At 65.2% G+C, this 25644-nt stretch carries 31 protein-coding genes and 3 pseudogenes; 28 read left to right on the forward strand and 6 right to left on the reverse strand.

Annotation, left to right across the window (positions count from 1 at the left end; all coding sequences use genetic code 11):
- The first annotated feature begins 4 nt into the window (after positions 1 to 4).
- From J5M67_RS06680 to J5M67_RS06740, 13 genes are all read left to right on the forward strand, one after another.
- On the forward strand, positions 5 to 1399 hold the full coding sequence (locus J5M67_RS06680; RefSeq protein ID WP_207884537.1) for an ethanolamine ammonia-lyase subunit EutB: 1395 nt from the start codon (positions 5 to 7) through the stop codon (positions 1397 to 1399).
- Between the two features lie 15 nt (positions 1400 to 1414).
- Positions 1415 to 2212, forward strand: coding sequence for an ethanolamine ammonia-lyase subunit EutC (gene eutC / locus J5M67_RS06685; RefSeq protein WP_207884538.1), 798 nt, complete (start codon positions 1415 to 1417; stop codon positions 2210 to 2212).
- A gap of 284 nt (positions 2213 to 2496) precedes the next feature.
- On the forward strand, positions 2497 to 2961 hold the full coding sequence (locus J5M67_RS06690; RefSeq protein WP_207884539.1) for an N-acetyltransferase: 465 nt from the start codon (positions 2497 to 2499) through the stop codon (positions 2959 to 2961).
- A gap of 83 nt (positions 2962 to 3044) precedes the next feature.
- Positions 3045 to 3929, forward strand: coding sequence for an ABC transporter substrate-binding protein (locus J5M67_RS06695; protein ID WP_207884540.1), 885 nt, complete (start codon positions 3045 to 3047; stop codon positions 3927 to 3929).
- Between the two features lie 202 nt (positions 3930 to 4131).
- Positions 4132 to 4791, forward strand: coding sequence for a DedA family protein (locus tag J5M67_RS06700; protein ID WP_207884541.1), 660 nt, complete (start codon positions 4132 to 4134; stop codon positions 4789 to 4791).
- Positions 4792 to 4797: 6 nt separating this feature from the next.
- Positions 4798 to 5616 carry a zinc-dependent peptidase gene (locus J5M67_RS06705; RefSeq protein WP_207884542.1) on the forward strand — a complete coding sequence of 273 codons (819 nt, stop codon included), beginning with the start codon at positions 4798 to 4800 and terminating at the stop codon, positions 5614 to 5616.
- 80 nt (positions 5617 to 5696) lie between these two features.
- On the forward strand, positions 5697 to 6227 hold the full coding sequence (gene ppa / locus J5M67_RS06710; RefSeq protein WP_207884543.1) for an inorganic diphosphatase: 531 nt from the start codon (positions 5697 to 5699) through the stop codon (positions 6225 to 6227).
- Positions 6228 to 6579: 352 nt separating this feature from the next.
- On the forward strand, positions 6580 to 7815 hold the full coding sequence (locus J5M67_RS06715) for an integrase arm-type DNA-binding domain-containing protein (protein ID WP_207884544.1): 1236 nt from the start codon (positions 6580 to 6582) through the stop codon (positions 7813 to 7815).
- Positions 7816 to 7907: 92 nt separating this feature from the next.
- Positions 7908 to 8681: a DUF6387 family protein gene (locus tag J5M67_RS06720; protein ID WP_207884545.1), complete on the forward strand. Its 774-nt coding sequence runs from the start codon at positions 7908 to 7910 to the stop codon at positions 8679 to 8681.
- Between the two features lie 113 nt (positions 8682 to 8794).
- The gene (locus tag J5M67_RS06725; RefSeq protein ID WP_207884546.1) at positions 8795 to 9010 is read left to right on the forward strand and encodes an AlpA family transcriptional regulator; all 216 of its coding nucleotides are present in this window, start codon (positions 8795 to 8797) and stop codon (positions 9008 to 9010) included.
- A 2-nt stretch (positions 9011 to 9012) separates the two neighbouring features.
- Positions 9013 to 9306, forward strand: a complete 294-nt coding sequence (locus tag J5M67_RS06730; RefSeq protein ID WP_207884547.1) for a hypothetical protein — start codon at positions 9013 to 9015, stop codon at positions 9304 to 9306.
- A 144-nt stretch (positions 9307 to 9450) separates the two neighbouring features.
- Positions 9451 to 11031, forward strand: a complete 1581-nt coding sequence (locus J5M67_RS06735) for an AAA family ATPase (protein ID WP_207884548.1) — start codon at positions 9451 to 9453, stop codon at positions 11029 to 11031.
- A gap of 944 nt (positions 11032 to 11975) precedes the next feature.
- Complete coding sequence (locus J5M67_RS06740; RefSeq protein ID WP_207884549.1) at positions 11976 to 12314, forward strand: hypothetical protein; 339 nt, start codon at positions 11976 to 11978, stop codon at positions 12312 to 12314.
- Between the two features lie 129 nt (positions 12315 to 12443).
- Here J5M67_RS06740 and J5M67_RS06745 read toward each other — a convergent pair whose 3' ends face one another.
- Positions 12444 to 12659 carry a CsbD family protein gene (locus J5M67_RS06745; protein ID WP_207884550.1) on the reverse strand — a complete coding sequence of 72 codons (216 nt, stop codon included), beginning with the start codon at positions 12657 to 12659 and terminating at the stop codon, positions 12444 to 12446.
- Complete coding sequence (locus J5M67_RS06750; RefSeq protein WP_207884551.1) at positions 12656 to 12913, reverse strand: hypothetical protein; 258 nt, start codon at positions 12911 to 12913, stop codon at positions 12656 to 12658. The genes J5M67_RS06745 and J5M67_RS06750 overlap by 4 nt, the downstream gene beginning before the upstream one ends.
- Positions 12914 to 13225: 312 nt before the next feature.
- Here J5M67_RS06750 and J5M67_RS06755 point away from each other — a divergent pair, with 312 nt between their 5' ends.
- From J5M67_RS06755 to J5M67_RS06780, 6 genes are all read left to right on the forward strand, one after another.
- A complete protein-coding gene (locus J5M67_RS06755) occupies positions 13226 to 13717 on the forward strand; it encodes a glycine zipper 2TM domain-containing protein (RefSeq protein ID WP_207884552.1) in 492 nt (163 codons plus the stop codon).
- 89 nt (positions 13718 to 13806) lie between these two features.
- Positions 13807 to 15054, forward strand: coding sequence for an AI-2E family transporter (locus J5M67_RS06760; protein WP_207884553.1), 1248 nt, complete (start codon positions 13807 to 13809; stop codon positions 15052 to 15054).
- A gap of 200 nt (positions 15055 to 15254) precedes the next feature.
- The gene (locus J5M67_RS06765; RefSeq protein WP_207884554.1) at positions 15255 to 15413 is read left to right on the forward strand and encodes a DUF3309 family protein; all 159 of its coding nucleotides are present in this window, start codon (positions 15255 to 15257) and stop codon (positions 15411 to 15413) included.
- Between the two features lie 74 nt (positions 15414 to 15487).
- The gene (locus J5M67_RS29555) at positions 15488 to 15664 is read left to right on the forward strand and encodes a CsbD family protein (RefSeq protein WP_207884555.1); all 177 of its coding nucleotides are present in this window, start codon (positions 15488 to 15490) and stop codon (positions 15662 to 15664) included.
- 123 nt (positions 15665 to 15787) lie between these two features.
- Complete coding sequence (locus J5M67_RS06775) at positions 15788 to 16072, forward strand: hypothetical protein (RefSeq protein ID WP_207884556.1); 285 nt, start codon at positions 15788 to 15790, stop codon at positions 16070 to 16072.
- Positions 16073 to 16191: 119 nt separating this feature from the next.
- Complete coding sequence (locus J5M67_RS06780) at positions 16192 to 16407, forward strand: glycine zipper 2TM domain-containing protein (protein ID WP_207884557.1); 216 nt, start codon at positions 16192 to 16194, stop codon at positions 16405 to 16407.
- 121 nt (positions 16408 to 16528) lie between these two features.
- Here J5M67_RS06780 and J5M67_RS06785 read toward each other — a convergent pair whose 3' ends face one another.
- Positions 16529 to 17089: a YSC84-related protein gene (locus J5M67_RS06785; RefSeq protein ID WP_207884558.1), complete on the reverse strand. Its 561-nt coding sequence runs from the start codon at positions 17087 to 17089 to the stop codon at positions 16529 to 16531.
- A gap of 314 nt (positions 17090 to 17403) precedes the next feature.
- On the opposite strand from J5M67_RS06785, the gene J5M67_RS06790 reads away from it, so the two are divergent.
- Positions 17404 to 17619 (forward strand): hypothetical protein, encoded by a 216-nt coding sequence (locus J5M67_RS06790; protein ID WP_243434546.1) that lies wholly within the window; start codon positions 17404 to 17406, stop codon positions 17617 to 17619.
- 550 nt (positions 17620 to 18169) lie between these two features.
- Here the strand turns inward: J5M67_RS06790 and J5M67_RS06795 are convergent.
- The 3 genes from J5M67_RS06795 to J5M67_RS06805 are packed head-to-tail and all read right to left on the reverse strand — an operon-like array spanning position 18170 to position 19385.
- Positions 18170 to 18370: a hypothetical protein gene (locus tag J5M67_RS06795; protein WP_207884559.1), complete on the reverse strand. Its 201-nt coding sequence runs from the start codon at positions 18368 to 18370 to the stop codon at positions 18170 to 18172.
- Positions 18367 to 18648 (reverse strand): hypothetical protein, encoded by a 282-nt coding sequence (locus tag J5M67_RS06800; RefSeq protein ID WP_207884560.1) that lies wholly within the window; start codon positions 18646 to 18648, stop codon positions 18367 to 18369. The genes J5M67_RS06795 and J5M67_RS06800 overlap by 4 nt, the downstream gene beginning before the upstream one ends.
- 14 nt (positions 18649 to 18662) lie before the next feature.
- Positions 18663 to 19385 carry a BON domain-containing protein gene (locus tag J5M67_RS06805; RefSeq protein WP_207884561.1) on the reverse strand — a complete coding sequence of 241 codons (723 nt, stop codon included), beginning with the start codon at positions 19383 to 19385 and terminating at the stop codon, positions 18663 to 18665.
- A gap of 140 nt (positions 19386 to 19525) precedes the next feature.
- On the opposite strand from J5M67_RS06805, the gene J5M67_RS06810 reads away from it, so the two are divergent.
- The 8 genes and pseudogenes from J5M67_RS06810 to J5M67_RS29845 form a co-directional block, all read left to right on the forward strand.
- Complete coding sequence (locus J5M67_RS06810) at positions 19526 to 20029, forward strand: hypothetical protein (RefSeq protein WP_207884562.1); 504 nt, start codon at positions 19526 to 19528, stop codon at positions 20027 to 20029.
- A gap of 146 nt (positions 20030 to 20175) precedes the next feature.
- Positions 20176 to 20762 (forward strand): annotated as a pseudogene (locus J5M67_RS29905) (glucose-6-phosphate dehydrogenase); the annotation flags it as partial.
- Positions 20748 to 21182 (forward strand): hypothetical protein, encoded by a 435-nt coding sequence (locus J5M67_RS29910; protein WP_368735924.1) that lies wholly within the window; start codon positions 20748 to 20750, stop codon positions 21180 to 21182. The pseudogene J5M67_RS29905 and the gene J5M67_RS29910, both read left to right, overlap by 15 nt.
- Positions 21176 to 21886: an HAD family hydrolase gene (locus tag J5M67_RS06820; RefSeq protein WP_207884564.1), complete on the forward strand. Its 711-nt coding sequence runs from the start codon at positions 21176 to 21178 to the stop codon at positions 21884 to 21886. Before J5M67_RS29910 ends, J5M67_RS06820 begins: the two co-directional genes overlap by 7 nt.
- Positions 21883 to 22980 carry a transaldolase gene (gene tal, locus J5M67_RS06825; protein ID WP_207884565.1) on the forward strand — a complete coding sequence of 366 codons (1098 nt, stop codon included), beginning with the start codon at positions 21883 to 21885 and terminating at the stop codon, positions 22978 to 22980. The genes J5M67_RS06820 and tal overlap by 4 nt, the downstream gene beginning before the upstream one ends.
- A 23-nt stretch (positions 22981 to 23003) precedes the next feature.
- Complete coding sequence (gene pgm / locus J5M67_RS06830) at positions 23004 to 24656, forward strand: phosphoglucomutase (alpha-D-glucose-1,6-bisphosphate-dependent) (protein WP_207884566.1); 1653 nt, start codon at positions 23004 to 23006, stop codon at positions 24654 to 24656.
- A gap of 71 nt (positions 24657 to 24727) precedes the next feature.
- A pseudogene (locus J5M67_RS29840) lies at positions 24728 to 25441 on the forward strand (transketolase); the annotation flags it as partial.
- Between the two features lie 125 nt (positions 25442 to 25566).
- A pseudogene (locus J5M67_RS29845) lies at positions 25567 to 25626 on the forward strand (hypothetical protein); the annotation flags it as partial.
- Positions 25627 to 25644 lie beyond the last annotated feature (18 nt).

The following is a 25644-nucleotide window of genomic DNA, read 5'->3' on the forward strand; positions in this document are numbered from 1 at the left end:
CGTCATGTCCGGATTCGCCCACAGCGTCGGTGGCCAGACCTGGCGCTTCGACAGCCTGCGCGAGGTGATGGCCAAGGCCAGCCCGGCGCGCTCCGGCGACCGGCTCGCCGGAGTCGCCGCCGGCAGCGACGCCGAGCGCGTCGCCGCGCAGATGGCGCTGGCCGACATCCCGCTCAAGCACTTCCTCGACGAGGCGCTGATCCCCTACGAGAGCGACGAAGTCACCCGGCTGATCATCGACAGCCACGACCGCCAGGCCTTCGCGCCGGTCAGCCACCTCACGGTGGGCGGCCTGCGCGACTGGCTGCTCGGCGACGCCGCCGACGAAACCAGCCTGCGCGCCCTGGCGCCCGGGCTGACGCCGGAAATGGCCGCCGCGGTATCGAAGATCATGCGCGTGCAGGACCTGGTGCTGGTCGCGCAGAAGATCCGCGTGGTCACCCGCTTCCGCAACACCCTGGGGCTGCGCGGGCGCATGTCCACGCGGCTGCAACCCAACCACCCGACGGACGACCCCGCCGGCATCGCCGCCAGCGTGCTCGACGGCCTGCTCTACGGCAACGGCGACGCCATGCTCGGCATCAACCCGGCCACCGACAGCCTGCAGTCGATCTGCACCCTGCTGGAGATGCTCGACGCGATCATCCAGCGCTACGAGATCCCCACCCAGTCCTGCGTACTCACCCACGTCACCAGCTCCATCGAAGCGATCAACCGCGGCGCGCCGCTGGACCTGGTGTTCCAGTCCATCGCCGGCACCGAGGCGGCCAACGCCAGCTTCGGCGTGAGCCTGTCGATCCTCCAGGAAGGCTACGAGGCCGGGCTGTCGCAGAAGCGCGGCACCCTGGGCGACAACCTCATGTACTTCGAGACCGGCCAGGGCAGCGCGCTGTCGGCCAACGCCCACCACGGCGTCGACCAGCAGACCTGCGAGACCCGCGCCTACGCGGTGGCGCGGCACTTCAAGCCGTTCCTGGTGAACACCGTGGTCGGATTCATCGGCCCGGAGTACCTGTACAACGGCAAGCAGATCATCCGCGCGGGCCTGGAAGACCACTTCTGCGCCAAGCTGCTCGGCGTGCCCATGGGTTGCGACATCTGCTACACCAACCACGCCGAGGCCGACCAGGACGACATGGACATGCTCCTGACCCTGCTGGGCGTGGCCGGGATCAACTTCATCATGGGCATCCCCGGCTCCGACGACGTGATGCTCAACTACCAGACCACCTCCTTCCACGACGCGCTCTACGTGCGCCAGACGCTGGGCCTGCGGCCGGCGCCGGAATTCGAGGCATGGCTGGCGCGCATGGAAATCCTCCGCCAGCAGGACGGCCGCGTGCAGATGGCCGGCCAGCTGCCCGGCGCCTTCCGCCACGCGCTCGCGCAACTGTCCTGAGTTGAGGAGTCTTCGATGAGCGACAGCTTCACCCCCAACCCCTGGCAGGAACTGCGCCGCCTGACCTCCGCGCGCATCGCCCTGGGCCGCGCCGGCACCAGCCTGCCGACCGGCGCGCAACTGGATTTCCAGTTCGCCCATGCCCAGGCGCGCGACGCCGTGCACCTGCCCTTCGACCGTGACGGCCTGGCCCGGCAACTGGCCGAGCGCGGCCGCGAAACCCTGCTGCTGCACAGCGCCGCCGCCGACCGCGACACCTACCTGCAACGGCCCGACCTGGGCCGCCGGCTGGACGAGGAATCAGCGGATATCCTGCGTCGCCACGCCGATCGCCATCCGCAAGGCTACGACCTGGCGGTGGTGATCGCCGACGGGCTCTCCTCGCTGGCCGTGCAACGCCACAGCCTGCCCTTCCTCGAACGCATGGAAGAACAGGCGCGCAACGAAGGCTGGAACCTGTCGCCGGTCGCGCTGGTGCAACAGGGCCGCGTCGCCGTGGCCGACGAAGTGGCCGAGCTGCTGCGGGCGAAGATGGTGGTGATCCTGATTGGCGAACGCCCCGGCCTGTCGTCGCCCGACAGCCTGGGCCTGTATTTCACCTGGGCGCCCAAGGTCGGCCTGAACGACGCCTACCGCAACTGCATCTCCAACGTGCGGCTGGAAGGCCTGAGCTACGGCCTGGCCACCCACCGCCTGCTGTACCTGATGCGCGAAGCGTGCCGCCGGCAACTGTCGGGGGTGAACCTGAAGGACGAGGCGGAACTGCCGACACTCGAAGGCAGCGGACCGGGGGCGAATTTCCTGCTGACCTGAATGCCCGTCCGCTGCGTAATGCACTTCTACATTTCCGCGCGGAACAAAAACACCCCGTAGGAGCGGACTCCGGCCGCGATGGCCTCCGGCGCGATTCGGACCTATCGCGGACAAAGTCCGCTCCTACGCCCCTGGCGCCCTACCTTGCCAACTACTCCAGATCAAACGCTTGCTTGGATTGCGTTTTCAACAATTTCTGGTGCAGCATCGGACAAGATGGCTATCCGCTGGCATAGCCCCTGCATTGCCATACCAGCCCATTCACACCACGCCGAGGCCCGCCCATGCGTATCGTGCAAGCCACGCTCGACCACCTCGATCTGCTCGCGCCGCTGTTCGTCAAATACCGCGAGTTCTACGGCATGCTCCCCTACCCCGAATCCTCGCGGAAATTCCTGGAAAAGCGCCTACGCCGCAAGGAATCGGTGATCTACCTGGCCCTGCCGGATGACGACGACAGCAAGCTGCTGGGCTTCTGCCAGCTCTACCCGAGCTTCTCCTCGCTGTCGCTCAAGCGCGTATGGATCCTCAACGATATCTATGTCGCCGAGGAAGCCCGCCGCCAGCTGGTGGCCGACCACCTGCTGCAGACCGCACGGCAGATGGCCCGCGAGACCCAGGCCGTGCGCATGCGCGTGTCCACCAGCGTCAACAACGAAGTGGCGCAGAAGGTCTACGAGTCCATCGGCTTCCGCGAAGATACCGAGTTCAAGAACTACATCCTGCCGATCAGCGACGACCTGACCTGACGGCAGACCCGGGGCCCGCTGGAATCGGCGGGCCAGGCGCACTAGAGTGATGACCGGCCATCACCTCGCCATCAAGGGATTCCATGCGTCGCGCCCTGCTCTTCAGTCTCCTCTTCGTGCTCCTGTGCACCGGCAGCCAGGCGCAGACCCTGCGCATCGCCACGCTGGACTGGGCGCCGTACGTCGGCCCTGACCTGCCCGGTCATGGCCTGGCCAGCCGCATCCTCGACGAAGCCCTGGCGCTCAATGGAGACAGGGCCGAGCTGGTCTTCCTGCCCTGGCAACGGGCGCTCAACGAAACCCGCGAAGGCCGTTTCGACGCGCTGATGCCGGCCTACCTCTCCGCCGACCGCAGCCGTGACTTCTACACCTCGATGCCGCTGCTGGATTCCCAGCTGGGCTTCTTCCGTCGCCGCGACCATGCCATAACGATCACCCCCGGCGACCTCGACAGCCTGCGTCCCTACCGCATCGGAGTGGTGCGCGGCTACGTCAACCAGAGCGCCTTCGACGCCGCCGACTTCCTCAACAAGGAAGTGGTCAGCAACGACTGGCAGAACCTGGAAAAGCTCCTGCGCGGCCGCATCGACCTGGCCGTGGCGGACCGCTACACCGGCTATCAACTGCTCGACCAGAACGCCCCGGCGCTGCGCGACCAGCTGGTGTTCGTGGAACCGCCGCTGGACATCAAGCCACTCTACGTCCTGGTTCCCAAAAACCGTCCGGAAGGCGAAGCGCTGGCCGCCAGCCTCGACCGCAGCCTGCGCACCCTGCGGCGCAGTGGCCGCCTGCAGCAACTGATCGCCGAGGCACACCTGGAAACCGCCATGCGCACCCAGGAGGTGGCGGACCACCCCGTCGCCAAGCAGCTACCGGTGCCCGCCACATCGCCCGCGCAGCACCTCGGCGCCGCCCAGGGCCCGGCGCCCCTGCCAGAGTTGCTGAGCTGGCAGGCCAGCCTGCTGTGACACAGGCCTGCGCCAGGGCGGAGGACTCAGGCACATTTGTCACAGCGCGTTTCCATCATCGCCCCAACCGAATTTTCACCTTCGACCTGTAATATCCTGAGTTGACGTTCGTCGCAGGACGCGATGAACCGCGTTTCCGGCGCGCAACCGTCCCTATAATGCGCACCCCGGACGTTCACCCCGCTGTCAAAACAGGCTTCTCATGGATTTCAACCCGATCGACCTGATTCTCCACCTCGACACCTACCTGTCGCTGGCGGTGGCCAACTATGGCACCTGGATCTACGCCATCCTCTTCCTGGTGATCTTCTGCGAGACCGGCCTAGTGGTGACGCCCTTCCTGCCGGGCGACTCCCTGCTGTTCATCGCCGGCGCCATCTGCGCCGCCGGCGGCATGGACCCCTGGCTGCTGGGCGGCCTGCTGCTGCTCGCGGCGATCAGTGGCGACAGCACCAACTACGTGATCGGCCGAACATTGGGCAAACGCCTGTTCAGCAACCCCGACTCCAAGGTGTTCCGCCGCGACTACCTGGACCAGACCCACGCCTTCTACGAACGCCACGGCGGCAAGACCGTAACCCTGGCGCGCTTCCTGCCCATCGTCCGCACCTTCGCGCCCTTCGTCGCCGGCATGGCCTACATGCCTTACCTGCGCTTCCTGGCCTTCAGCGTGGCCGGCAGCATCGCCTGGGTCGGCGGCCTGGTGACCCTGGGCTACTTCTTCGGCAACGTGCCGTTCATCAAGCAGAACCTCTCGCTGATGATCATCGGCATCATCGCCTTCTCCCTGCTGCCCATGATCATCGGCGTCATCCGCCACAAGCTGCGCCCCTCGGCCAAGGCCCAGACCGGCGAGCGCTGATCACCCATGTGGTCCTTCAGCGACTGGCGCCGCCAGCGCTTCCTCGCCCGCCATCCGCTCGACGCGCAGCTGTGGGCGCAGGTACGCCGGCACCTGCCGATCCTCGACGGCCTGAACGATGACGAACTGCGCCTGCTCGGCGAGCGGGCGCTGCTGTTCCTGCGCGACAAGCACCTCTCCGCCCTGCCCGGCGTCGAACTGGACGACTTCCGTCGCCTGCTGCTCGCCACCCAGGCGCAACTGCCGCTGCTGCACCTGCCGGAATTGAACTGGTACCAGGGCTTCCACGAACTGGTGCTCTACCCCGACGACTTCGTCAGCCCGCAGAAGCACCGCGACCCGGCGGGCGTCATCCACGAGTTCGACGACGAGCGCGCCGGAGAAACCTCGCTGCAAGGCCCGGTGATCCTCGCCTGGCCCGGCGTGGAAAGCGGCGGTGGCTGGGACGCCTACAACCTGGTGATCCACGAACTGGCGCACAAGCTGGACATGCTCAACGGCGACGCCAACGGCCTGCCGCCGCTGCACCGCGACATGCGCGTTGCAGACTGGGCCTCCGCGATGCAGAGCGCCTACGACGACATGAACCGTCACCTCGACCGCGACCCGCAGGCGCACACCGCCATCGACCCTTACGCGGCCGAGAACCCGGCGGAGTTCTTCGCCGTCACCAGCGAGTACTTCTTCACCGCCCCGGACCTCCTTCAGGAGGCCTATCCCAAAGTCTATGAACAGCTTTCGCTGTTCTACCGGCAAGATCCGCTTTCGCGCCTGAAGCAGCTTCAGCGCGAACACCCCGAATATCAGGAAACTCAGGCGCACTAGGCGATGTCTGTGGCTTGGACACGGCAATCTGCCTATAATCCGCCGCACTTTTTCGGCCCGACCATTATCTGGAGTCGTCCATGAGCTACAGCAGCATCCCGGCTGGCAAAGACCTGCCGAACGACATTTACGTCGCCATCGAGATCCCGGCCAACCACGCGCCGATCAAGTACGAAATCGACAAGGACACCGACTGCCTGTTCGTCGACCGTTTCATGGCCACCCCGATGTTCTACCCGGCCAACTACGGCTACATCCCGAACACCCTGGCCGACGACGGTGACCCCCTGGACGTGCTGGTCGTGACCCCCTACCCGGTCGCTCCGGGCTCCGTGATCCGCGCCCGTCCGGTCGGCGTGCTGAACATGAGCGACGAAGCCGGCGGCGACGCCAAGCTGATCGCCGTACCGCACGACAAGCTGACCGTGCTGTACCGCGACGTGAAGGAATACACCGACCTGCCGGCTCTGCTGCTGGAGCAGATCAAGCACTTCTTCGAGAACTACAAGGATCTCGAAAAGGGCAAGTGGGTGAAGGTCGAGGGCTGGGGCGATGCCGACCAGGCTCGCGACTACATCACCAAAGCCGTCGCTGCCTACCAGGCCAAGTGATGGTCGCGCGGACCATCCGCGCAGCAAAAAGCCCCGCCAATGCGGGGCTTTTTCATGACCGGGATTAGGCTTTTCGTTCCGACTTTGCTACCATCTGCGCCCCGCACGCAGCTCACTGCGTTGCCACAGAATCAAGGCGGTCTGCCGTACCAGAAGTAAGGTTGGACCACCCCCTGAAAGCCGGCCACAAGCCGGCTTTTTTAATGCCCAGCATTTTCTACCGACGTCTGCCACACCCTAGACTCTGCGCGGCTTGCAGCCTAATATCTGTCTACTCAGCGCTAGCCAAAACTATCCCCATCCAGCCTAAAAGTGTGGGGACAAGTGTGGGGACAGAATCAGGGAGTGGAGCATGGGCAAGCTGAACCCGAAGCAAGTCGAAAACCTGAACGAGCCGGGCACCTATGAGGACGGCGAGGGTTTGCGTCTTGTCGTGAAGGTATCCAGGAGCAAGTCCTGGCTGTTGCGCTATCAGATTGCGGGCCGGCGCCGCGACATGGGATTGGGCAGCTATCCCGAAGTGAGCTTGAAGGAAGCGCGCCTAATCGCGGCCGGCCACCGTAAGCAATTGGCGAACGGTATCGACCCAATGGCTGTCAGGGATGCCCAACGCGAGGCCGAACGGGAGGCGCAGCAAGCCAAGGAAGCACAGCGTGTGACCTTCCAGTCCCTTGCAATCGACTACCACACCACGCACAGCTCCACCTGGTCGGAGAAGTGGCGCAAGGGCTGGCTGCGCAAGCTGGAGCTGTATGCCTTCCCGGCCATCGGCAAGCTCCCGGTCAGCGAGGTTGAAACCGAGCACGTGTTGCGCGTCCTGCAACCGATCTGGAGCAGCAAGACCCGCACTGCTGACGAAGTGCGCGGACAAATCGAGCAGGTACTAGATGCTGCCAAGGCTCGCAAGCTACGCAAGGGAGACAACCCCGCCCGCTGGCGTGGGCATCTGGACAACCTGCTAAGCCGCGCGGAGAAGAAAAAGGCCCGCAAGCGCGAGCACTTCGCCGCGATGAAATGGCAAGACGTACCCGCGCTGATGACTATCCTCGCTAGCCACGACTCTCGTGCTGCGGTGGCCACCCGCCTAATGATCTTCACCGGAGCACGGGCGCAAATGATCCGCTTGGCTACCTGGGATGAGTTCAACCTGGAAGCCGGCGTCTGGTCACTGCCAGATGAGCGCATGAAGGCACGCAAGGCTTTCGAGATACCGCTGGCGCCACCAGTTGTGGAAATGCTCAAGCAGTTGCCGCGCATCGAGGGCAGTCCGTTTCTCTTCCCTGGCCAAGGCAAAACCGGAGCCATCCACGCGAACGCCATCCGCAACCTGCTACACAGCCTAGGCCATGACGACGTGACCCGTCACGGCTTCCGGTCGAGCTTCCGGGACTGGGCGAATGAACGAACCCACTACCCGCGCGAGGTCTGCGAGCTGGCGCTAGCCCATGACGAACGGGACCAAACCGAGGCGGCCTATTCCCGCTCCGACTTCTTGGAGAAGCGCCGGGCACTGATGGCCGAATGGGCACAGTTCATCACCACGCCGCCTGCGGCCAATGTCATTCAAGGCGACTTCAGGCGCGCCTAAAGGGGCACCGACTGGACTGGCGTGATGGAGCAAGAAGCGGAACTCCATGCCGTCCAACGGACTTAATCGATGGAGCGCCTAGGGGGCGTGTGATGGCAAAAATTGGTCGAGTGGAAGACCTGCCGGGCTGGTTCAACTTACGAGAATACCAATCCTGCGAGTCATTTATGGCTATGGACTGGCTGACTTGCCTCAAGACCCGACAATTGATTATTGAGTTGATATCCATTGGAGATATCGATGGCGCGAGCGATCTGGCAGAGCGAGTCCGAAACGACCCAACCGATTGCTTCCGCTTGGACTGGGAAGCCTTGGAAAGCCCAGTAAGGCCGTTGAGCTTCGCTGATATTGCTTTCAAAGGCGGCATGTCTCTGATGTTGGGGCCAGCCTTTCCCAAAGAGGCTGAGCAATGGGCCCAGACGGCGAACAAGATAGCGGCCGGGGACTGGATTCCAGAGTCATCGATGAGAACGCCTATTGAGAATAGTAACGACGAGTCCCGTTCACTCTTTGTGAACTTACGAGCCACGGACTCCGTTTTGAAGGACGCCTTTTCGGCATGGCTGCAAGATGTTCGATCACAGCAACGCACTGCCAGCAAACGAGAGCGACCGGCCTATCACAGCTGGGCTCGTTACGGCCTACTGCCGTACCTTGATTTATTTATCTGGACGAAACTGACGGGAAACCAAATACCGTATCAGCTTATGTCCGAGGCGGTGGGCTATTGCCAAGGAGGCTCAAGCAAAGGAGGAGAGAGCTTCCAAAGAAACGTTCGTCCTCTGCGCCTCAATCTGCCGCAGAAGCTTGCCGAGCTTGAAGCGCTCGCAGCCATCGAGGCGTATCAGGAAGAACCCGCGACTTGAGTTTTTCCGGAAAATCTCAGAGGCCGAATCTCGATATGGCCCCTCCTTGCACTGGTGTATTTAATCCGTAGCCAATTCTACGACGCGCCACTGAGCGCAAAGGAGGTTTGGCTATGTCTGCCCCATCCAATCGCTTCAACCGTGCTGAACGCCGTATCTATCGTTTGCGGCAAGTTATGGACGCCACCGGCTTTGGTCGCGCCTGGATCTACGAGTTGATGAAGCGTGGCGAATTCCCCAAGGCTCACAAAATCGGCACCCGCGCCGTGGGTTGGAGCAGCGCAGAAGTAGATGCCTGGGTAGCGGCCCAACTGGGTGAGGAGCGCTAAACATGGGCACTACCTCTCCCAGCAAAATTACCCGTATCCTGACCTACCTCCTCACTGGCGCTAGCCTCAATCGCTTCGAGGCCGAAGACCTCGGCGACCATTGCCTGACCAGCACTGTTTCCGTGCTGGCCAACCGTCACAAGCTGATCCTCCAGCGTCAGCATGAGCGTGTCCCGAACCGCTGGGGTAAGCCTGCTAGCGCCAAGCGTTACAGCCTGCCGGCCAGCGAATACCCCCACGCCCGCGCCGTACTGGCCCATCTCACGCGCACCACCGGCCCCACCACTGAGGGCTGACTCCATGTCGAACATACCCACCCGCAGCCATAACGGGTTGATTACCTGTCGGCTGGCGCAAGTCATCCGCCCTCACCCGCTGGTCGTCGAACTGTTGGTGTTGTCCGCCGTGGTCGGTCTGTTCCCTTTGGAGGCGTTGTGCTGATGCCCCAATACCAAGGCGACCCGCTGGACCTGCTGCTATCGCGTCTGAGAGGCGTGAAGAAGCACGGAGCGCAGTACATGGCCAGATGCCCGGCACATGAAGACAAGTCCCCCTCCCTGAGCCTTTCGCGTGGCGACGATGGTCGCGCCCTGGTTCACTGCTACGCCGGCTGTGAGCTTCGTGACGTGCTGACCACCGTCGGCCTGGAACTGCGCGACCTGTTTCCCGAGAACCTGAGTCCTGAGCAACGCCAGCAGTACCGACGCAATAAGCTGGAAGCCGCACGTCGTCTCGAACTGGTGGTTGTTGAAGCCGCAAAGGGAGAGGTCAGTGCCGGCGACCTGAGCAATGAAAGTGCCGCCCGGCTTGCCCTGGCTCATGAGCGAATCGACCAACTCAACTGCCAGCTAGCAGAGCTGGACAAACAGCAAGAGCAGCAGCGCCCGGCGCTAGTCAAAGTAGCCCTAAACGACGTGATGAGCGCCAGCCTGGAACCTGTGCGCCATGCCGTAAAGCCATGGATGCCGCGCCGGCATGTAACTCTGTTCGGTGGGCATGGTGGGATAGGCAAATCGAGCCTGGCCCTCGCCATCGCCGCACATGTTGCGTGCGGCCTGCCGTTCGCCGGCCTGGAGGTCGAGCAATCTCCCGTCCTGTTCGTGAGCCTGGAGGATGAGGCCAACATTGTGCGGCTTCGCTTGCGCCGAATCATTGAGGCATACCGGCTGCCGGCTACGAGGGTACTGGCTGGCCTACGCCTGCTGGACGGAACCCAGACCTTTGCTGCGCTGATGACCGAGGGCGACGGCCTCAACGCCGCACCGATATTCACCCCGGCTTTCAGCGAATTGTCCGGCCATGCCGGTGGTGTGGGGATGATCGTTATCGACAACGCCTCCGACGCCTTCGATGCGAACGAAAACAGCCGACGCACCGTGCGAGCCTTTGTACGTGGCCTAGCAGGCATTGCCCGAACGTACAATGCCGCCGTGGTACTGCTAGCGCATATCGACAAGAATGCTGCGCGCTACGGCGGAGGCGGCAACAGCTACAGCGGGAGCACCGCTTGGCACAACAGCGCCCGTTCGCGCCTGGCGCTATTGGAAGACGACGGGCGCATTCTGCTGACGCATGAAAAGGCCAACCTGAGCGCACGCGCCGAACCCGTGTCGATCAAGTTCGTGGATGGCGTGCCCGTGCCCGAAGCTAGCGCCCACGGTGAGGGGTTGACCTCAGAAGAATTCGACCGCACCGAGATTATCCAGGCGATGAAGGCCGCCCATGATGCGGGAATCAACGTGCCAGCCCATACCGTCCCTGGCGCCCATTCGGCCATGAAGGCGCTGGAGTCGCTGCCAGAGTATGGGCAAACCTTCCGGGGCAAGGCGGGGGGACAACGCGCCGCACGCGCCATCACGGCGCTGATCCGCGCCGGGCGCATTCGGCGCGTCGAATACAAAACACCCCAGCGTAAAATACGCGAGCGCCTGGAGCTGGTAGATCTGTCAGAGGTGGCTGCCAAGCTGGTCGAAAATGCGCCGATCACCCGCACCGAAAGTGCGCCGCTCCCCCCCTTGTAACCCCCAGCGCATCGGCGCAGCGCATGGGTATGCTTGCGCCAGCGCGCCAAACATGAACGGCGCAGCGCCAAACACCATCGGCGCAATCGGCGCAAAAGAGGCCGCCCCCGAGTTGCCCCGCAGGCAGTCGTGAATACCCCCACGCGCGAGGAGTCGCCGATATTGGCCAAGCCCACTCCTTAGTGGAGACCTAGGTAAGTGCGAAATTGCATTGCACTTGACCGTCCGTTTGCATTCGCTCTGACCACCGATTGCCTCGGATTTGACCAGAACGGTCTGAAACCATGATCGGCAGAGAACGGCCAAATAGCTGCCCTTCCGGTTACCCTGGTTCGTCTTAGCAAGACGAACCATGGTCAGCTTTCGGCCCAGGCTGCGTGAAACTTCGCCCTTACCTAAAGTAACCGATCAACGACCTGAAAGAGGGCAACCGGCCGGGCCTTACCGAGGCAACGATCACACGTAAGGTTCACCTGTTTAGAGAGTTCTGTTCATGCGCTGCCCTGTTGCTAGTCACTCACTGGATGCACTGATCCACCGGCGACGCGTATAGCGGTTTCGAATGTTCGATAGCGTACCGACGCTCTGTGCCAATGCTGCAACGCTGCTCCTCCGGGCGTCTTTCGATATGGCGAGAGACGCCAAATTGCAGCGGAGGTCGTCATGTACATGTCCACTCCCCGGAAACAGGGCGCCACCGGGAAGACGGCGGAGCAGAAGCACGGTGCGAATCGAAACTCGCCCCTGGCGAACAGGGCTGAGCGGTATTCGGATACACGGCCAACGGAGAACAGTCCAACGCCGGCCGATAACAAGGAGCCCTCGAACGTCGGCAGGAAGCCCGCGCGCGCCAACGATCGAAGCTGGTGAAACTCCTGCCGGCTGCGCCCCGACGACGCAGCCGGCAGGCACTATCCCAAACCCTCACAGAAGGCGGCCCGACCATGAGTACGCTGACCATCGAAGGCTGGTGCAAAACCGGCAGCGAACAGAAATCCACGCCCCTGGAAGACATCCATTTCCACTTGAACGGCGACGATCATCTGCACCTGGAGCAGGCCGAGGAGTACCTGCAACGAACCCATGAACGGGAGGTCATGGTCGACGTCGACGCGGCGACACTGGGCCTGACCCTGCCAACGGGATACGGCCCGTTGTCCGACTGCCGGATGCGCGTCTACCTGGATTCGAATGAACGCGGCCAATTCCACCTGGTCGGGCACCAGGCCAGCGATGGCAGGCTGATCTACACCAACGCCGTGCTGATCGACCAACTGATCTGAGCCCTTGCGTTCGCAGGCCGATACGGAACTTCGGCAATCGGCCGTCCGGCTTCCCGGCGCACCACGGGGAAGGCCGCGACCTGAGTACGCTCGACATTGCGGAACAACACCGAGCGGGCAGGATTGGCTCTATAGCGTGGGCAAGGTATCGAGGAAGCGCTTGACCTGCGCGTCGGCGGCATCACGGCTTATGGCGTAGCGCTCCTGAAGCAGGCCCGCCAGTTTTTCGCCACGCCCCTGGGATTGCAGCAACTCGTCCTCGGTCAATTCGCCCCAGGCGATCTTGGCCGCGCCGACATACTGCTTCCACATGCCCATCAACTGATCCGAGCTGAGAGTTTTCACGGCTTCTTCGAACCGCGCTGGGGCGCGTCAACCGCGTGAGCGGGCGGGTTGTCGAAGGGCTTGGCCGGGGCCGCACGCGCCGGTTCCTTGTGAGCCCCCTTAGAGGGCAGCGGCTGCTGATGAGTGACCTTTTCCTTGCCAGCCTTCATGTCGGGAGTCCGTTCGGCCTGGGCGTTGGCCGGTGCCTGCGTACGCGTCGGGCTATCGCCTTTCGGCGAACCGCTGGTGCTGTCGTGCTTGCTTGTTCTGTTCATGTCGACCTCTGTATGCATCCCGGAATTCGCGAAGCTGCGAGGGAGCGGAGCCACAGTGGCAGCTGCCCACCGGTGCGTCGGTGCGCCAACACACTTAATGGTTCGAGCGCTACCCAAGTCCCGGCCAGGGCTCGGCATTCGTCTTCTTCCTGGCATCGTGCGGCGGTGCGCTAAGTCCTGTGCACAGTGCGCTATCGAACTGAACCCAGCGCTCATTGCGCCCAGACTCTTGACTCGCACGCCGTCGCAGACCGTCGCAAGACCGGCTGCAGGTCGGTGCTGCTTGGCAAGCATCAGAAGAGGAGATTTGCCATGAGGATCATGATCAGTCCCGGCCTCATCGTCGGCATCACCTGCGCCCTTGCCCTGGGCGGCTGCGCGCCGCTTTATCCGGATGCAGGCTATTCGGGCTCGACCACCGACAACGGGCAGATGCCCACGCGCACGACCTCGGCGTACGTCGGTACGGGCGTGGTGCATTCCATCGTCGCCGTCAATCAGGACTACCAGGGCGTAGGCGGAACAGGCTACGGCCTGGGCACCCTCGCTGGCGCCGTGGTTGGCGGAATCGCCGGTAACCAGGTCGGATCAGGCAACGGCAAGACCGCCGCCACAGTCGCCGGCACGGCAGGCGGCGCCTACATCGGCCACCAGATTGAGACGCGCAATCCGACGTCGGCCAGCTACAACATCAGCGTTCGCATGGACGACGGTTCCTTTCAGACGATGAACCAGAGCACGACCGGCGGTTTGCGCGTGGGCGATCGAGTGAGGATCGCCAGCGGCGGCCTCCAGCGGTATTAGCCATGACTATGGCTCGGTGTTCATGACAGTGAGCCTCGACGTTGGCCTGGCGCTGGTGTCGAGGCGCCTGCAGCAACGGAGGTGAGAAGGTGTCGACTGCCGCTCCCGATCAACGCCCTCCAGAAGAACCGCGGCGCCGCGTGATTCGCCTCGAAATAGCGCCCCGTACCCTGGTTCTGCTGGCCCTCACCCTCCCCGGCCTCTGGGTGCTGAGCCGGATTCTGCCGGTGGTCCTGGTGCTGGTCTCGGCGCTCATCATCGTCGGCAGCGTCAGCCCCGCGGTGCGCTACTTCGAGGCGCGTAACATGCGCCGGACGCTGGCCATCGCCATCGTGTTCTGCGGGCTGACGATGGCGGGCGGGCTGTTCATCACCCTGACGATTCCGGCACTGATGGCGCAGGCGACGAACCTTTTGCATCAACAGGAGGGCATGCGCGAACGCCTCGCCGAGCGGCTGGAAGGCTACCAACTAACCACTCTCCTCGCGGACAGAATCCGCGACCTGCATGTCGGCGACCTGGTCACGGTGAGCGCCTCCAGCGTGCTGGAACTCTCCGGCAATGTGATGGCGATCTTCGCCTACATCCTGAGCGCCGTATTTCTCGCCCTGTACATCATGCTCGACCGCGACCGGCTGCGCGGCGGACTGTTCCTGATCGTGCCGATGTCACATCACGTGCGGCTCTCGCGGATCATGCTCAACCTGGAAACCATCGTCGGCGGCTACATTCGCGGGCAACTGATCACCTCGGCCTGCATGGCGTTGTTCGTGTTCTGCCTGTTGACCGCCTGCGGTATATCCAACGCCCTGGCCATCGCCGTTTTCGCCGGAGCGGCCGACGTCCTGCCCTACATCGGCAGCCTGCTGGTTCTGGTAGCCGTGACGGGCGTGGCGCTCATCAAGGGCTTTACCATCACCTGCATCGTGCTCGTGCTGATGCTCGCCTTCGAGGAACTCGAGAACCGCCTGATCGTGCCGCGTATCTACGGAAAAGCCTTGCGCCTACCGTCTTCGGTGATCTTCTTTGCTCTGTTGGCGGGCAGCGTTCTCCTGGGTATTCCCGGCGCACTGCTCTCGCTGCCCGTGGCGGCGGCGGCGCTGATGCTCATCCAGGAACTGCGGGTCGAATTGCCGGGGCAGCAGGAGCAGGCCGCTGACGTGGAGATCCGCAAGAGCGACGAGCGCGGCGAAGCGGAATATGAGCGCCGCGCCGAAGGCATGCCCGCCGAGCAGGCCGCAGCCATCGCGGTCGAGATCACCACCGATCGGCACAAGGAAGAACACGCCTCGCCCGCGAAACCTGCCGCGCGTGTCGGACCCGGCGAGGGCAGTTGATCGCCCCGCGCGAAGTGGCTCCCGACTCCGCCCGGGCCTAGGAGCGGCAGCGCGAACCGCAACCGAGGCCGCGCAAAACTCCCCCCTCTATGTGCGTTGTCGAACCGACCCCCAGCCCCTTTGCGCCCAGGATTTTCTCAGTAACAACACTGCCGGGCAGCGGCCCGGCAGGCCGCATCCACCCGCATGAGGAAAACGCCATGAGCCTGGGAACAATACTGCTGGTCGTGCTGATCCTGCTGCTGATCGGTGCCCTTCCCAACTGGTCGCACAGTCGCCACTGGGGCTACTTCCCCAGTGGCGGACTGGGCGTGCTGCTGGTCGTGGTTGTCGTCCTGGTGCTGCTGGGACGTCTGTGAGCCGAAGGCTTCGGCTTCTATCGGCGCTTATCGCCGGGTGGCGATTCCCCTACGTCAACGTTGGAGCGTGTCCCGTGAACGAAGATCAAGTCAAAGGCAAAGCCAAACAGGTCGTCGGCCAGGTCAAACAAACCACCGGCAAGGTGGTTGGCAACAAGTCGCTGGAGAACAAGGGCCGGCTGCAGAAATCGCTGGGTGAACTCCAGGAAGACGTCGGCGACATCAAGGAGGAAATCGCCAGGAACCACTAGCCCGGCGCGATGAGCGCCCCAGGCCCGCCCTGCCCTCGAACGTCGCGGGGCGGCTCTTCGATACACCGTCGATCGCTTGCTGCCGCTTCCCGGCGTCGCCCCCGACCGACCAGGAAGGTTCCCATGATCATGCACTTCAGCGTCAACGGCCATCTGGCCTGCGGCCGCCATGGCGACAATCTCCTCTCCAGCAACGAGCCTGGACGGGTGAAATGCCGCAACTGCAGGAGCACCGATGCATTCCAGCTCGCCCGCAAGGACATCCGCAATGCAGCGCGCAGGGCTGCCCGCAAGCTACTGAAGGACCATGGCACCCAGGGCTGGCGGATGTTCTGGGCGGAGAAGCTCAGCAGACTCCCCGGACTGCAGCGCCTGCCGCGCGGCTTCAGCGGCCAGCCGTATGTCTAGGGGCTGCCGCCCCCCGGAACGAAACAAACCGCTGTGCGTGCCCTGGCGTACAGACCCCAGGGCTCACCGGGCGCAGCCTGAGCAATAGGCAGATCGCTGCTTGCTGACAGGCCCCCCCCATGAACATCACGCAAAGATTCACGCTAAGCGCCCTGGTCGTTGCTTTACTCGCCAGCCTGGCAGGTTGCCCCACCATGTCGACGCAAGGCCGTGACACTGCCATTGGCGCCGGTGTCGGCGCCGTAGGCGGTGCCGTGCTCACGGGCGGCAGCACCGCGGGCACCCTGGGCGGGGCCGCGATCGGCGGCATCGTCGGCCACGAACTGAAGAAATGAGATGCAACCCTTCCCGGTGTCGAGCGCCCCCGCAATCGCCCGACATCCTGCGCCCCCTACCAGAGGGGGCATCACACCCCCCGCTCCCTTCGCGCTCGCGTGCCAGGTCATGGCGCCCCCTTCAGCGCTTGATCCTGGAAATCTTGGTGCCTTCGATGCTGACACCGGCCATCAGTCCCTCCTGGTCGAAGACGAAGGCATAGGCGTCATCCTTCAGCGTCGAGGTCGAGAGATTCTTCGCCACCCCTTCGTCCACCACGACCACGGTCGGACCGACACCGATTTCCCAGCCCTTGGTGTTGCCGACGTACTGGACGGCCTTGTCGCTCATCAGGAACACCGCATAGGCATACGACTGGGCGCCGGCCTGCAGCCCCCAGGAACCGGTCACCGAGTTGTAATAGCCATCGACCTTCGAGCCCTTGATCAATTCGCCTTCACCGTAGCCGCCGCCAAACACCAGGCCCGCCTTGATGACCTTGGGGAATACCAACACGGCCTTGGCCTTGTGGGACATGCTCTCGGCGAGCGGATGGCCCTTGTAGAGAATCTGCAGGGCCTGGCGGGAGTCCTTGTCCAGGTCCTCCGCGGTCGCTGCGCGCGCGCTGTTCAGCAACCCAACCGATGTGAGCGAAAGCGCGGCAAGCATGAGCAATGGAACGAACATTCGTGATCTGGTCATCGTCGTGCTCCACAGGTACGTAGAAAGTCGCTCGAGGCTGACCCGCGCTTGCGGGTCAGCACTTTCGCGCCCGTGCGATCACGCCTCTGTCGCTCGCGGCGAACGCATCGCCTTTAAGCGCTGTTCCATCGGCGGGATCCAGTCCTGCCGACAGGCGCAAACGCCCGATCATCATGGGCAGAAGACGGCACGCCTTCCGTTCGCTAGCGCACCCAGGCAGGCCCTGTGCCTTGGTGCTGCGGCGCACAGACCCGGCCTGGCACCGGCAGCAGAATGAATCGACGCCACCACGCCACCGTGCAGAAGGCCGAAAGATGGACAGTCTCTCGCTCCCCCTCGATATCCAGCGCCCGTGCGACAACACCCCGAGCGCCGCCCGACGCCTGTATTTGCAGAAGCTGAGCGGCGTGCGTTACCTAGCGATCCCTGAGGTCGACGACACCTACGAACTCACGCCCACCTATGGCAGTTCGAAGCACGTCAGCGCCGAGGACCTGACCGATACCGATGTCTGGGAACAGCTGCATTGAACGGAAACCGCGGCAGTCGCCTGCGCTCCGATGAACAGATGCCTCGTAGGATGGGCTGAGCGCAGCGAAGCCCATGCCGCAGGACGCACCCTGCGAGCCTCGTCGAGCCGAGCCATCCGCTCGAATTGATGGGCCGGGATTGCCTGCGACTCAGCGCGCCCAGGGTTGATCAGTGAGCCCTTTTCAGCCACGCGGAAAGGGTCGAAGTCATAGTGAAGTCATAGTAAAGAGGCGCTTTCAATTGAACAGCGTGGGCATGCTGCGTCGACTGACGACGCTGGGATTGGGCATCGCCTTACTTCCTGAAGGGGTCGACGCGGAAGGCGTCAACAGCGGCAAACTCTGCCGAGTCCTGCCTGCCGCTCACCGACCCCGCTGGCGCCTTCGTGCTTCAAGGCTCCTCGGAGCAAACCGGGCCCAAGGAGTCCCAGAAGACGAGTGTCTGAACTGGGTGAAGTGCCCCCTTTTCCGATTGAAGATCGCGGACGAGTCGAATGGGGCGACATCCAGTTGAGAGGACGAAGGCCTGTACGGGAACTCCGTCGCCACGCTATTTCTCGGCCCATCTGCGCGCATTCTCCTGCGCGCGTGCGGCGGCCGCTGCTTTATCGGCACTTGCTGCCGGCTTTTTCGGTTGCGGCCGGGAAGGCTTGGCATCAACTGTTCCGCAGCACTGCCGCCAAGCGCGGCGGCAGAGGCTCAGGGCGTGTTTCCACTGGCGTTTGAAGCGCGCCTGCAGGGAGCGTTTCATGACCTGTGCTGCTCCTCGCTCATCAGGTCGTCATCGCCACGGGCCGCGTGCTGCACTGTTTCAGCGTTCTTCGCTTCGCCCGTTGGATGCGCCATTCTGCCGGCATCGCTGACGGCGTCGGACAGCTTCTGCCGCCCCGCCTCGGCTCGCGATTTCGGGGTGGAATATTCTTCAGCTCTCGACAGCCTCGGCGCCTCGTGGCGCGGACCTTGCGGATGCACCTGCGCCTTCGGGCGGCTGGACTCGTTGTTCGGACCTTGCTTGCCTGACTTGTCCATAAAGACCTCGTGGATCACCCCGCTCTCGCGCCATTGCGAGGTATCGGGAGAGAGACAATGGCAACCCATGGCCAGCGTGTCGGTGCGCTACCCCGCTTACCGCCGCAGAGCGCCGAAGCGAGCGCCTGCGAGACCACCGAGCGAACGCCCGGCACGTCCAGGGCGAGCGCCACGGCCCGCGTACGTTCGTCATCACTACTCACCTGCCCACGCAGGCTGACGACGCCATTGCAGGTGCTGACGGCGATGGCCAGGGACGCGTTGTCGCCTGTATGCAGCAGCGCCAGGATCACCTTCGTCGTGATCCAGCCGTCGTCGCCCGCTAGCCCGGCCGGGGCGCCGCACCAGGGGGCATCCACGTCAGCCACAACCGGGCTCGGCGCTGCCGGTGCGTGGCTGAGTGACCGGGCCGGTGGCGGTGCGGGCAGCCGGATGCGGTTGTCCACCGAATCGATGCCCTCCACCGCCCGTGCAACCTGTGCGGCCAGCCGCCGCTTGTAGTCCTCGTCAACAGTTCCGCTCAGGGTGGCTCGCCCCGCCTGCACGGAGGCGACCAGGCTGCTGGTGCGCAACTCGGGGCGCTGTGCATAAAGGGTGACGATGCGGATTTCCAGGCGGACGTCGGTGGCGTCCTGCGCGCCCGGGCCTGCAGCCATGAGCAAGCCGCCCGTGCCGAGCAAAAGTCCTGCGCAGGCCATGCGCAATGCCTTGGCCGGTTTGAACAGTGCGCACCCCATGGCCTTCGCTCCTGGATTGGAGCTTCCAGCATGCCGCCGCCCCGCCGGGCCATCGGTGCGCCAACGCACCGATGGCGGGCACCACCCGCGCGCAGACTGCAGTTGTGGCTGCACAAGCGGCCCTTACAAGGAGAACCATCATGGTCGGCTATCGCCACCAGGTATCGGGAGTCTTCGCCCGGCAAGTCCAGGCCGAGAGCGCCCGCCAGCGGCTGATCGGCCAGGGCATCGCCGCCGAACGACTGCGTATCCTCGCTGCCGAGGCCCTGCCGCCCATGACGCGCTCCCGCAGGGTCAGGCGCTCGTTGTGGCAGATGCTCACGAGCGGCGCGATCGGCATGCTCTTCGGCCTGGCCGTGAGCACCCTGACCGCGCTCGCCCTGACGCAGCCTGACGGCAGCCTGTTCAGCGGTACGCCACTGGTAATGCTGGGCTGGGGCAGCGCGCTCGGCGCCCTGCTCGGCGGCATGGTCGGCGCATCGGCCGATGCCGGACAGATCGACAAGGCCTTCAGCTACGCCATCGCCCACGGCGAGGTGGTCCTGCTGGTCGAAACCCATTCGGCACGCGAGACCCTGCTTGCCCGCGACACCATCGAAGCCTCCCTGGGCGTCGGCACGCACATGGACATCAGCCTGATCTGACCGGCGGGCTGGGTACGCTAGCGAACAGACAGCCCCCTTCGGCGCCAGCAGGGTAAAGACGCGGCAGATCGCCCGGCAACCCATCTCCAGGACACAGACACCGGGATGACAGTTGCACTTTCCAGCCTCAAAGCAGGAGAACCCCGATGCCGACCGACCATTCGGATGCTTTCGTCTTCTTCGGCGTGCGTGGCGATCTGGCGAACAAGAAAGTCTTCCCCGCCTTGCAGGCGCTCGTGCGCAGCGGCGAGCTGGACATGCCGGTGATCTGCGTCGCCCGCGCCGGCTGGACCTCGGAACAGCTGCAGGACTGGGTGCGCGCCCGCCTTGAAGAGCACGGTGGGGTCGATCCCGACGCCTTCGTCCACCTGTGCAGCCGCCTGCACTACGTCGATGGCGGCTACGACGATCCCCAGACCTATGTCCGCCTCAAGCAGGCCTTGGGCGGCGTGGCGCGGCCGCTGTACTACCTGGCCATCCCGCCCAGCCTGTTCGACAGCGTGGCCCGGGCGCTGGCCGCGGCCGGCTGCGCCGACAACGCCCGCGTGGTGCTGGAGAAACCCTTCGGCCACGACCTGAGCTCCGCCCAGGCGCTGAACCGTTCGCTGCGCGAGGTCTTCCCCGAGTCGGCGATCTTTCGCATCGACCATTACCTGGGCAAGGAAGCGGTGCTGAACCTGCTGTACTTCCGCTTCGCCAACGCCTTCCTCGAACCGATGTGGAACCGCAGCTACATCGACAACGTGCAGATCACCCTGGCCGAGGACTTCGGCGTGCAAGGCCGCGGGCGCGGCCGAATTACTTCCGCTTCCGCCTCGGCCCGCAAGTCACCCTGGCCACCGGCGCCTATGTCAAACGCCCCGGCGAGGCGATGCGCGGGGAGACCGTCGAGCTGGTGGCGCACCACTCACCGGACCACGACGAGTCGCCCTATCAACGTCTGCTCGGCGATGCCCTGCGCGGCGACGCGAGCCTGTTCAGCGGCGACGAATGCGTCGAGGCGGCCTGGCGCGTGGTCGAGCCACTGCTGCGCCAGCCCGGCACGCTGCACAGCTACAACCCGGGGAGCTGGGGGCCGGCGGCCGCGGCGAACGTGCTGGACGGCGGCGACCAATGGTACAACCCACAGGTAGAGGCCCTTTCGCCATGCTGAAAACTCAGCCGCTGGTCATCCTCGTCGATGTCGACAACACCCTGCTGGACAACGACCGCTTCGTCGACGATCTCTCGGCGCACCTGGTCAGGGCCTTCGGCCGTGCGCAGAGCGAGCGTTACTGGCAGGCCTTCGACGCGCTGCGTAGCCAGTTCGGCTACGCCGACTACCTGGGCGCCCTGCAACGCCTTCGCGAGGGCTGCGACAACCAGGCCGAGCTGCTGCGCATGTCCGCCTTCCTGCTCGACTATCCGTTCCGCTCGCGGCTGTATCCCGGCGCCCTGGATACGCTCGAGCACCTGTGCGGCCTGGGCCGAACGGTGCTGCTCAGCGATGGCGACATGGTCTTCCAGCCGCGCAAGGTTCAGCGCTCGGGGCTGTGGGAGGCGGTCGACGGCCAGGCGCTGATCTTCGTCCACAAGGAACGCATGCTCGCCGCGGTGCAGCGCCACTTCCCGGCCGTGCACTACGTGATGATCGATGACAAGCCGCTGCTCCTGGCGTCGATGAAACGCGCCATGGGGCCGCGCCTGACCAGCCTGTTCGTCCGCCAGGGACATTACGCCGCCGAGGCGAATACGCGGCGCATCACGCCGGCGCCGGACATTGGCGTCGAGTGCATCGGCGACGTCCGCGCACTGCGCCAGTCTGACCTGGTCAATGCCGGCGCGAACGCCCTTCCGACCTGCGAGGCCATCCCATGAGACCGACCCAGCAACTGCACGACCTCGGCCAGAGCCTGTGGCTGGACAACATCAGCCGCCCGCTGCTCGACAACGGCACCCTGCGCCGCTACATCGACGAACTCTCGGTCAGCGGACTGACCTCCAACCCGAGCATCTTCGACGCCGCCATCGGCGGCAGCAGCGCCTACGACCAGAGCATTCGCGAGAAGGCCCAGGACGGACTTGCCGGCGAGGCGCTGTTCCTCGAACTGGCCCTGGAGGACCTGCGCCGTGCGGCGGATCTGTTCCGTCCGCAGTTCGAGGCGAGCCATCGCCTCGATGGCTGGGTCTCGCTGGAAGTCTCGCCGAACCTGTCCGGCAACACCGCCACCACCCTCAAGGCCGCGCGGCATGTCCAGCGCCAGGCCAATCGTCCCAATCTGCTGGTGAAGATTCCCGGCACCCACCAGGACCTGGAGGCGATCGAAGACGCGATCTACGCCGGCGTGCCGGTCAACGTCACCCTGCTGTTCTGCCGCGAACACTACCTGGCCGCCGCCGAAGCCTACCTGCGCGGCATCGAGCGGCGCATCGCCAACGGCCTCGACCCTCGGGTCGGCTCGGTGGCCTCGCTGTTCGTCAGCCGCTGGGACGTGGCGGTGAACGACCGGGTGCCGGCCGATCTGCGCAACCGCCTTGGCCTGGCCATCGCCGGGCGCACCTACCAGGCCTACCGCGAACTGCTCGACTCGCCGCGCTGGCGTCGTCTGGCCGCCGCCGGCGCGCAACCGCAACGGCTGCTCTGGGCGAGCACCGGGAGCAAGGACCCTGAAGCTTCCGCTACCCTCTATGTCGAAGCCCTCGCCGCGGCGGACACCATCGACACCCTCCCGGAGAAAACCCTGCAGGCCTTTTCCGAGCGCGGCTCGCTGGAGCAGAGCATGGCCGTGGACGGCGTCGATGCCGAGGCCATGCTGGCGCGCTTCGCCCAGGCCGGCGTGGACCATGCCGCCCTGGCGGACCAGCTGCAGGAAGAAGGCACCCTGGCCTTCATCGCCGCCTGGCGTAGCCTGTTGCATCGCATCGAAGAGAAGAGCGCCGCCGTCGCCCCGCGCCGGCGCCTGGCGCGCTGAACGGCCCCCACGGAGAAGTATCCATGAGCAGCGGCATCAGTCCCCTCGCTGGCCATCCGGCACCCGCGGCACAGCTCATCGACCCAGACAAGCTGCGCGCGGCCTACGCCGACCTGCGCCCCGACCCCACGGAGCCGGCGCAGCGGGTCGCCTTCGGCACCTCCGGGCACCGCGGCGTTCCCTTGGATCGCAGCTTCAACGAGTGGCACGTCCTGGCGATCAGCCAGGCGATCTGCGATTACCGCCGGCAGCAGGGCATCGACGGCCCGCTGTACCTGGGCGTGGACACCCACGCGCTGTCGCAGCCGGCGTTCGAGAGTGCCCTGGAGGTGCTCGCGGCGAACGGCGTAGACAGCATGATCGCCCGGGGCGGCGAGTACACCCCGACCCCCGCGGTATCCCACGCCATCCTCGCCCACAACCGTAAGCGCAGCAGCGGGCTGGCCGACGGCATCGTCATCACGCCGTCGCACAATCCGCCGGACAACGGCGGTTTCAAGTACAACCCGCCCTCCGGCGGCCCGGCCGGTGGCGACGTCACCGCGGCGATCGAGGCCCGCGCCAACGCACTGCTCGCCGACGGCCTGCGGGGCGTGCGGCGCACGCCTTACGCGCTCGCCCGTCTGGTCGCCAATACCCATGGCCACGACTACCTCCGCGCCTACGTCAACGACCTGGCCCAGGTCGTTGACTTCGCCGCGATCCGCGGGGCCGGCCTGCACCTGGGCGTCGACCCGCTCGGCGGCGCCGGCGTGCATTACTGGGGCGCCATCGCCGAACGCTACCGGATCGACCTCGAAGTGGTCAGCGAGGCCGTGGACCCGACCTTCGGCTTCATGACCCTGGACTGGGACGGCCGCATCCGCATGGACCCCTCCTCGCCCTACGCCATGCAGCGCCTGCTCGGCCTGCGCGAGCGCTACGACCTGGCCTTCGCCTGCGATACCGACCACGACCGCCACGGCATCGTCACTCGCAGCGCCGGGCTGCTGCCGGCGAACCACTACCTGGTGGCGATGATCGACTACCTGTTCCGCCATCGCCCGCACTGGAGCCCGGCCGCCGCCGTCGGCAAGACCCTGGTCAGCAGCGCGCTGATCGACCGCCTGGCCATCCGCCTCGGGCGCCGCCTGCACGAGGTGCCGGTGGGCTTCAAATGGTTCGTCGACGGCCTGCTCGACGGCAGCCTCGGCTTTACCGGCGAGGAAAGCGCCGGCGCCTCCTTCCTGCGCCAGGACGGCACGGTCTGGAGCACCGACAAGGACGGCCTGGCCGCCGCCCTGCTGGCCGCGGAAATCACCGCGCGCACCGGCAGCGACCCCGGCCAGCGCTACCGCGAGATCGCCGAGGAGCTGGGCGATCCGCTGGCCGACCGCGTCGAGGCGCCGGCCAATGCCGAACAGAAAGCGCGGCTGGCGAAGCTCTCGCCGGCCCAGCTGACCGCCAGCGAACTGGCCGGCGAGAAAATCACCCAGGTGCTCGACCGCGCGCCAGGCAACCAGGCGCCGATCGGCGGCATCAAGGTCTGCGCCGCCAGTGGCTGGTTCGCCGCGCGGCCGTCGGGCACCGAGGCGATCTACAAGATCTACGCCGAGAGCTTCAAGGATGCCGCCCACCTGCAAGCCATCCTGCAGCAGGCGCAGAGCATGGTCGACAGAGCGCTCGCAGGCGACTGAACCCGGAGGTCATGATGCCCAGCACTCTCGATCGACAATGCATCGACACCCTGCGCTTCCTTGCCCTGGACATGGTGCAGAAAGCCGACAGCGGCCACCCCGGCCTGCCGCTGGGCGCCGCGCCCATGGCCTATGTGTTGTGGACCCGCTGGCTGAAGACCCACCCGGGCAACCCGCACTGGCCCGACCGCGACCGCTTCGTCCTCTGCGCCGGGCACGGCTCGGCGCTGCTCTACGCCCTGCTGCACCTGAGCGGCTACGACCTGTCGCTGGAACAACTGCAGCGCTTCCGCCAGTGGCGCAGCCAGACCCCCGGGCATCCCGAGCGCGGCCATACCGCCGGCGTCGAGATCAGCACCGGGCCACTCGGCCAGGGCCTGGCCAACGCGGTCGGCATGGCCGTGGCCGAGGCGCACCTGGCCGCCTGCTACAACCGCCCCGGGCATACCGTCATCGACCACCGCACCTTCGCCCTGGTCAGCGACGGCGACCTGATGGAAGGCGTGGCCAGCGAGGCCGCCTCGCTGGCCGGGCACCTCGGCCTGGGCAAGCTCACCTGCCTCTACGACGACAATCGCGTCACCCTCTCCGCTGGCACCGCCATCGCCTTCAGCGAGGACCGTGCCCAACGCTTCGCTGCCTACGGATGGCACACCCTGACGGTGGAAGACGGCAACGACCTCGTCGAACTCGACGCCGCCCTGGCCGCCGCCCAAGAGCGGGTGTCCCGTCCCTCGCTGATCCTGGTGCGCACGCACATCGGCTATGGCTCGCCCGAGCAGGACAGCTTCAAGGCCCATGGCGCGCCCCTGGGCGTCGAGGGCGTGCGCCAGACCAAGGCCCGGCTGGGCTGGGCTGGCCGGAGCAACCGGCGTTCCTCGTTCCGGACAAGGTCCGCGCGCACTTCCGCCTGGCCCTGCAGCGCGGCGCCGGCGACGAGGCGGCCTGGCACCAGCGCCTGGACGCCTACTCGCAGGCCTTTCCCGAT

Source organism: Pseudomonas sp. 30_B (assembly GCF_017491605.1).
Taxonomy (GTDB): domain Bacteria; phylum Pseudomonadota; class Gammaproteobacteria; order Pseudomonadales; family Pseudomonadaceae; genus Pseudomonas.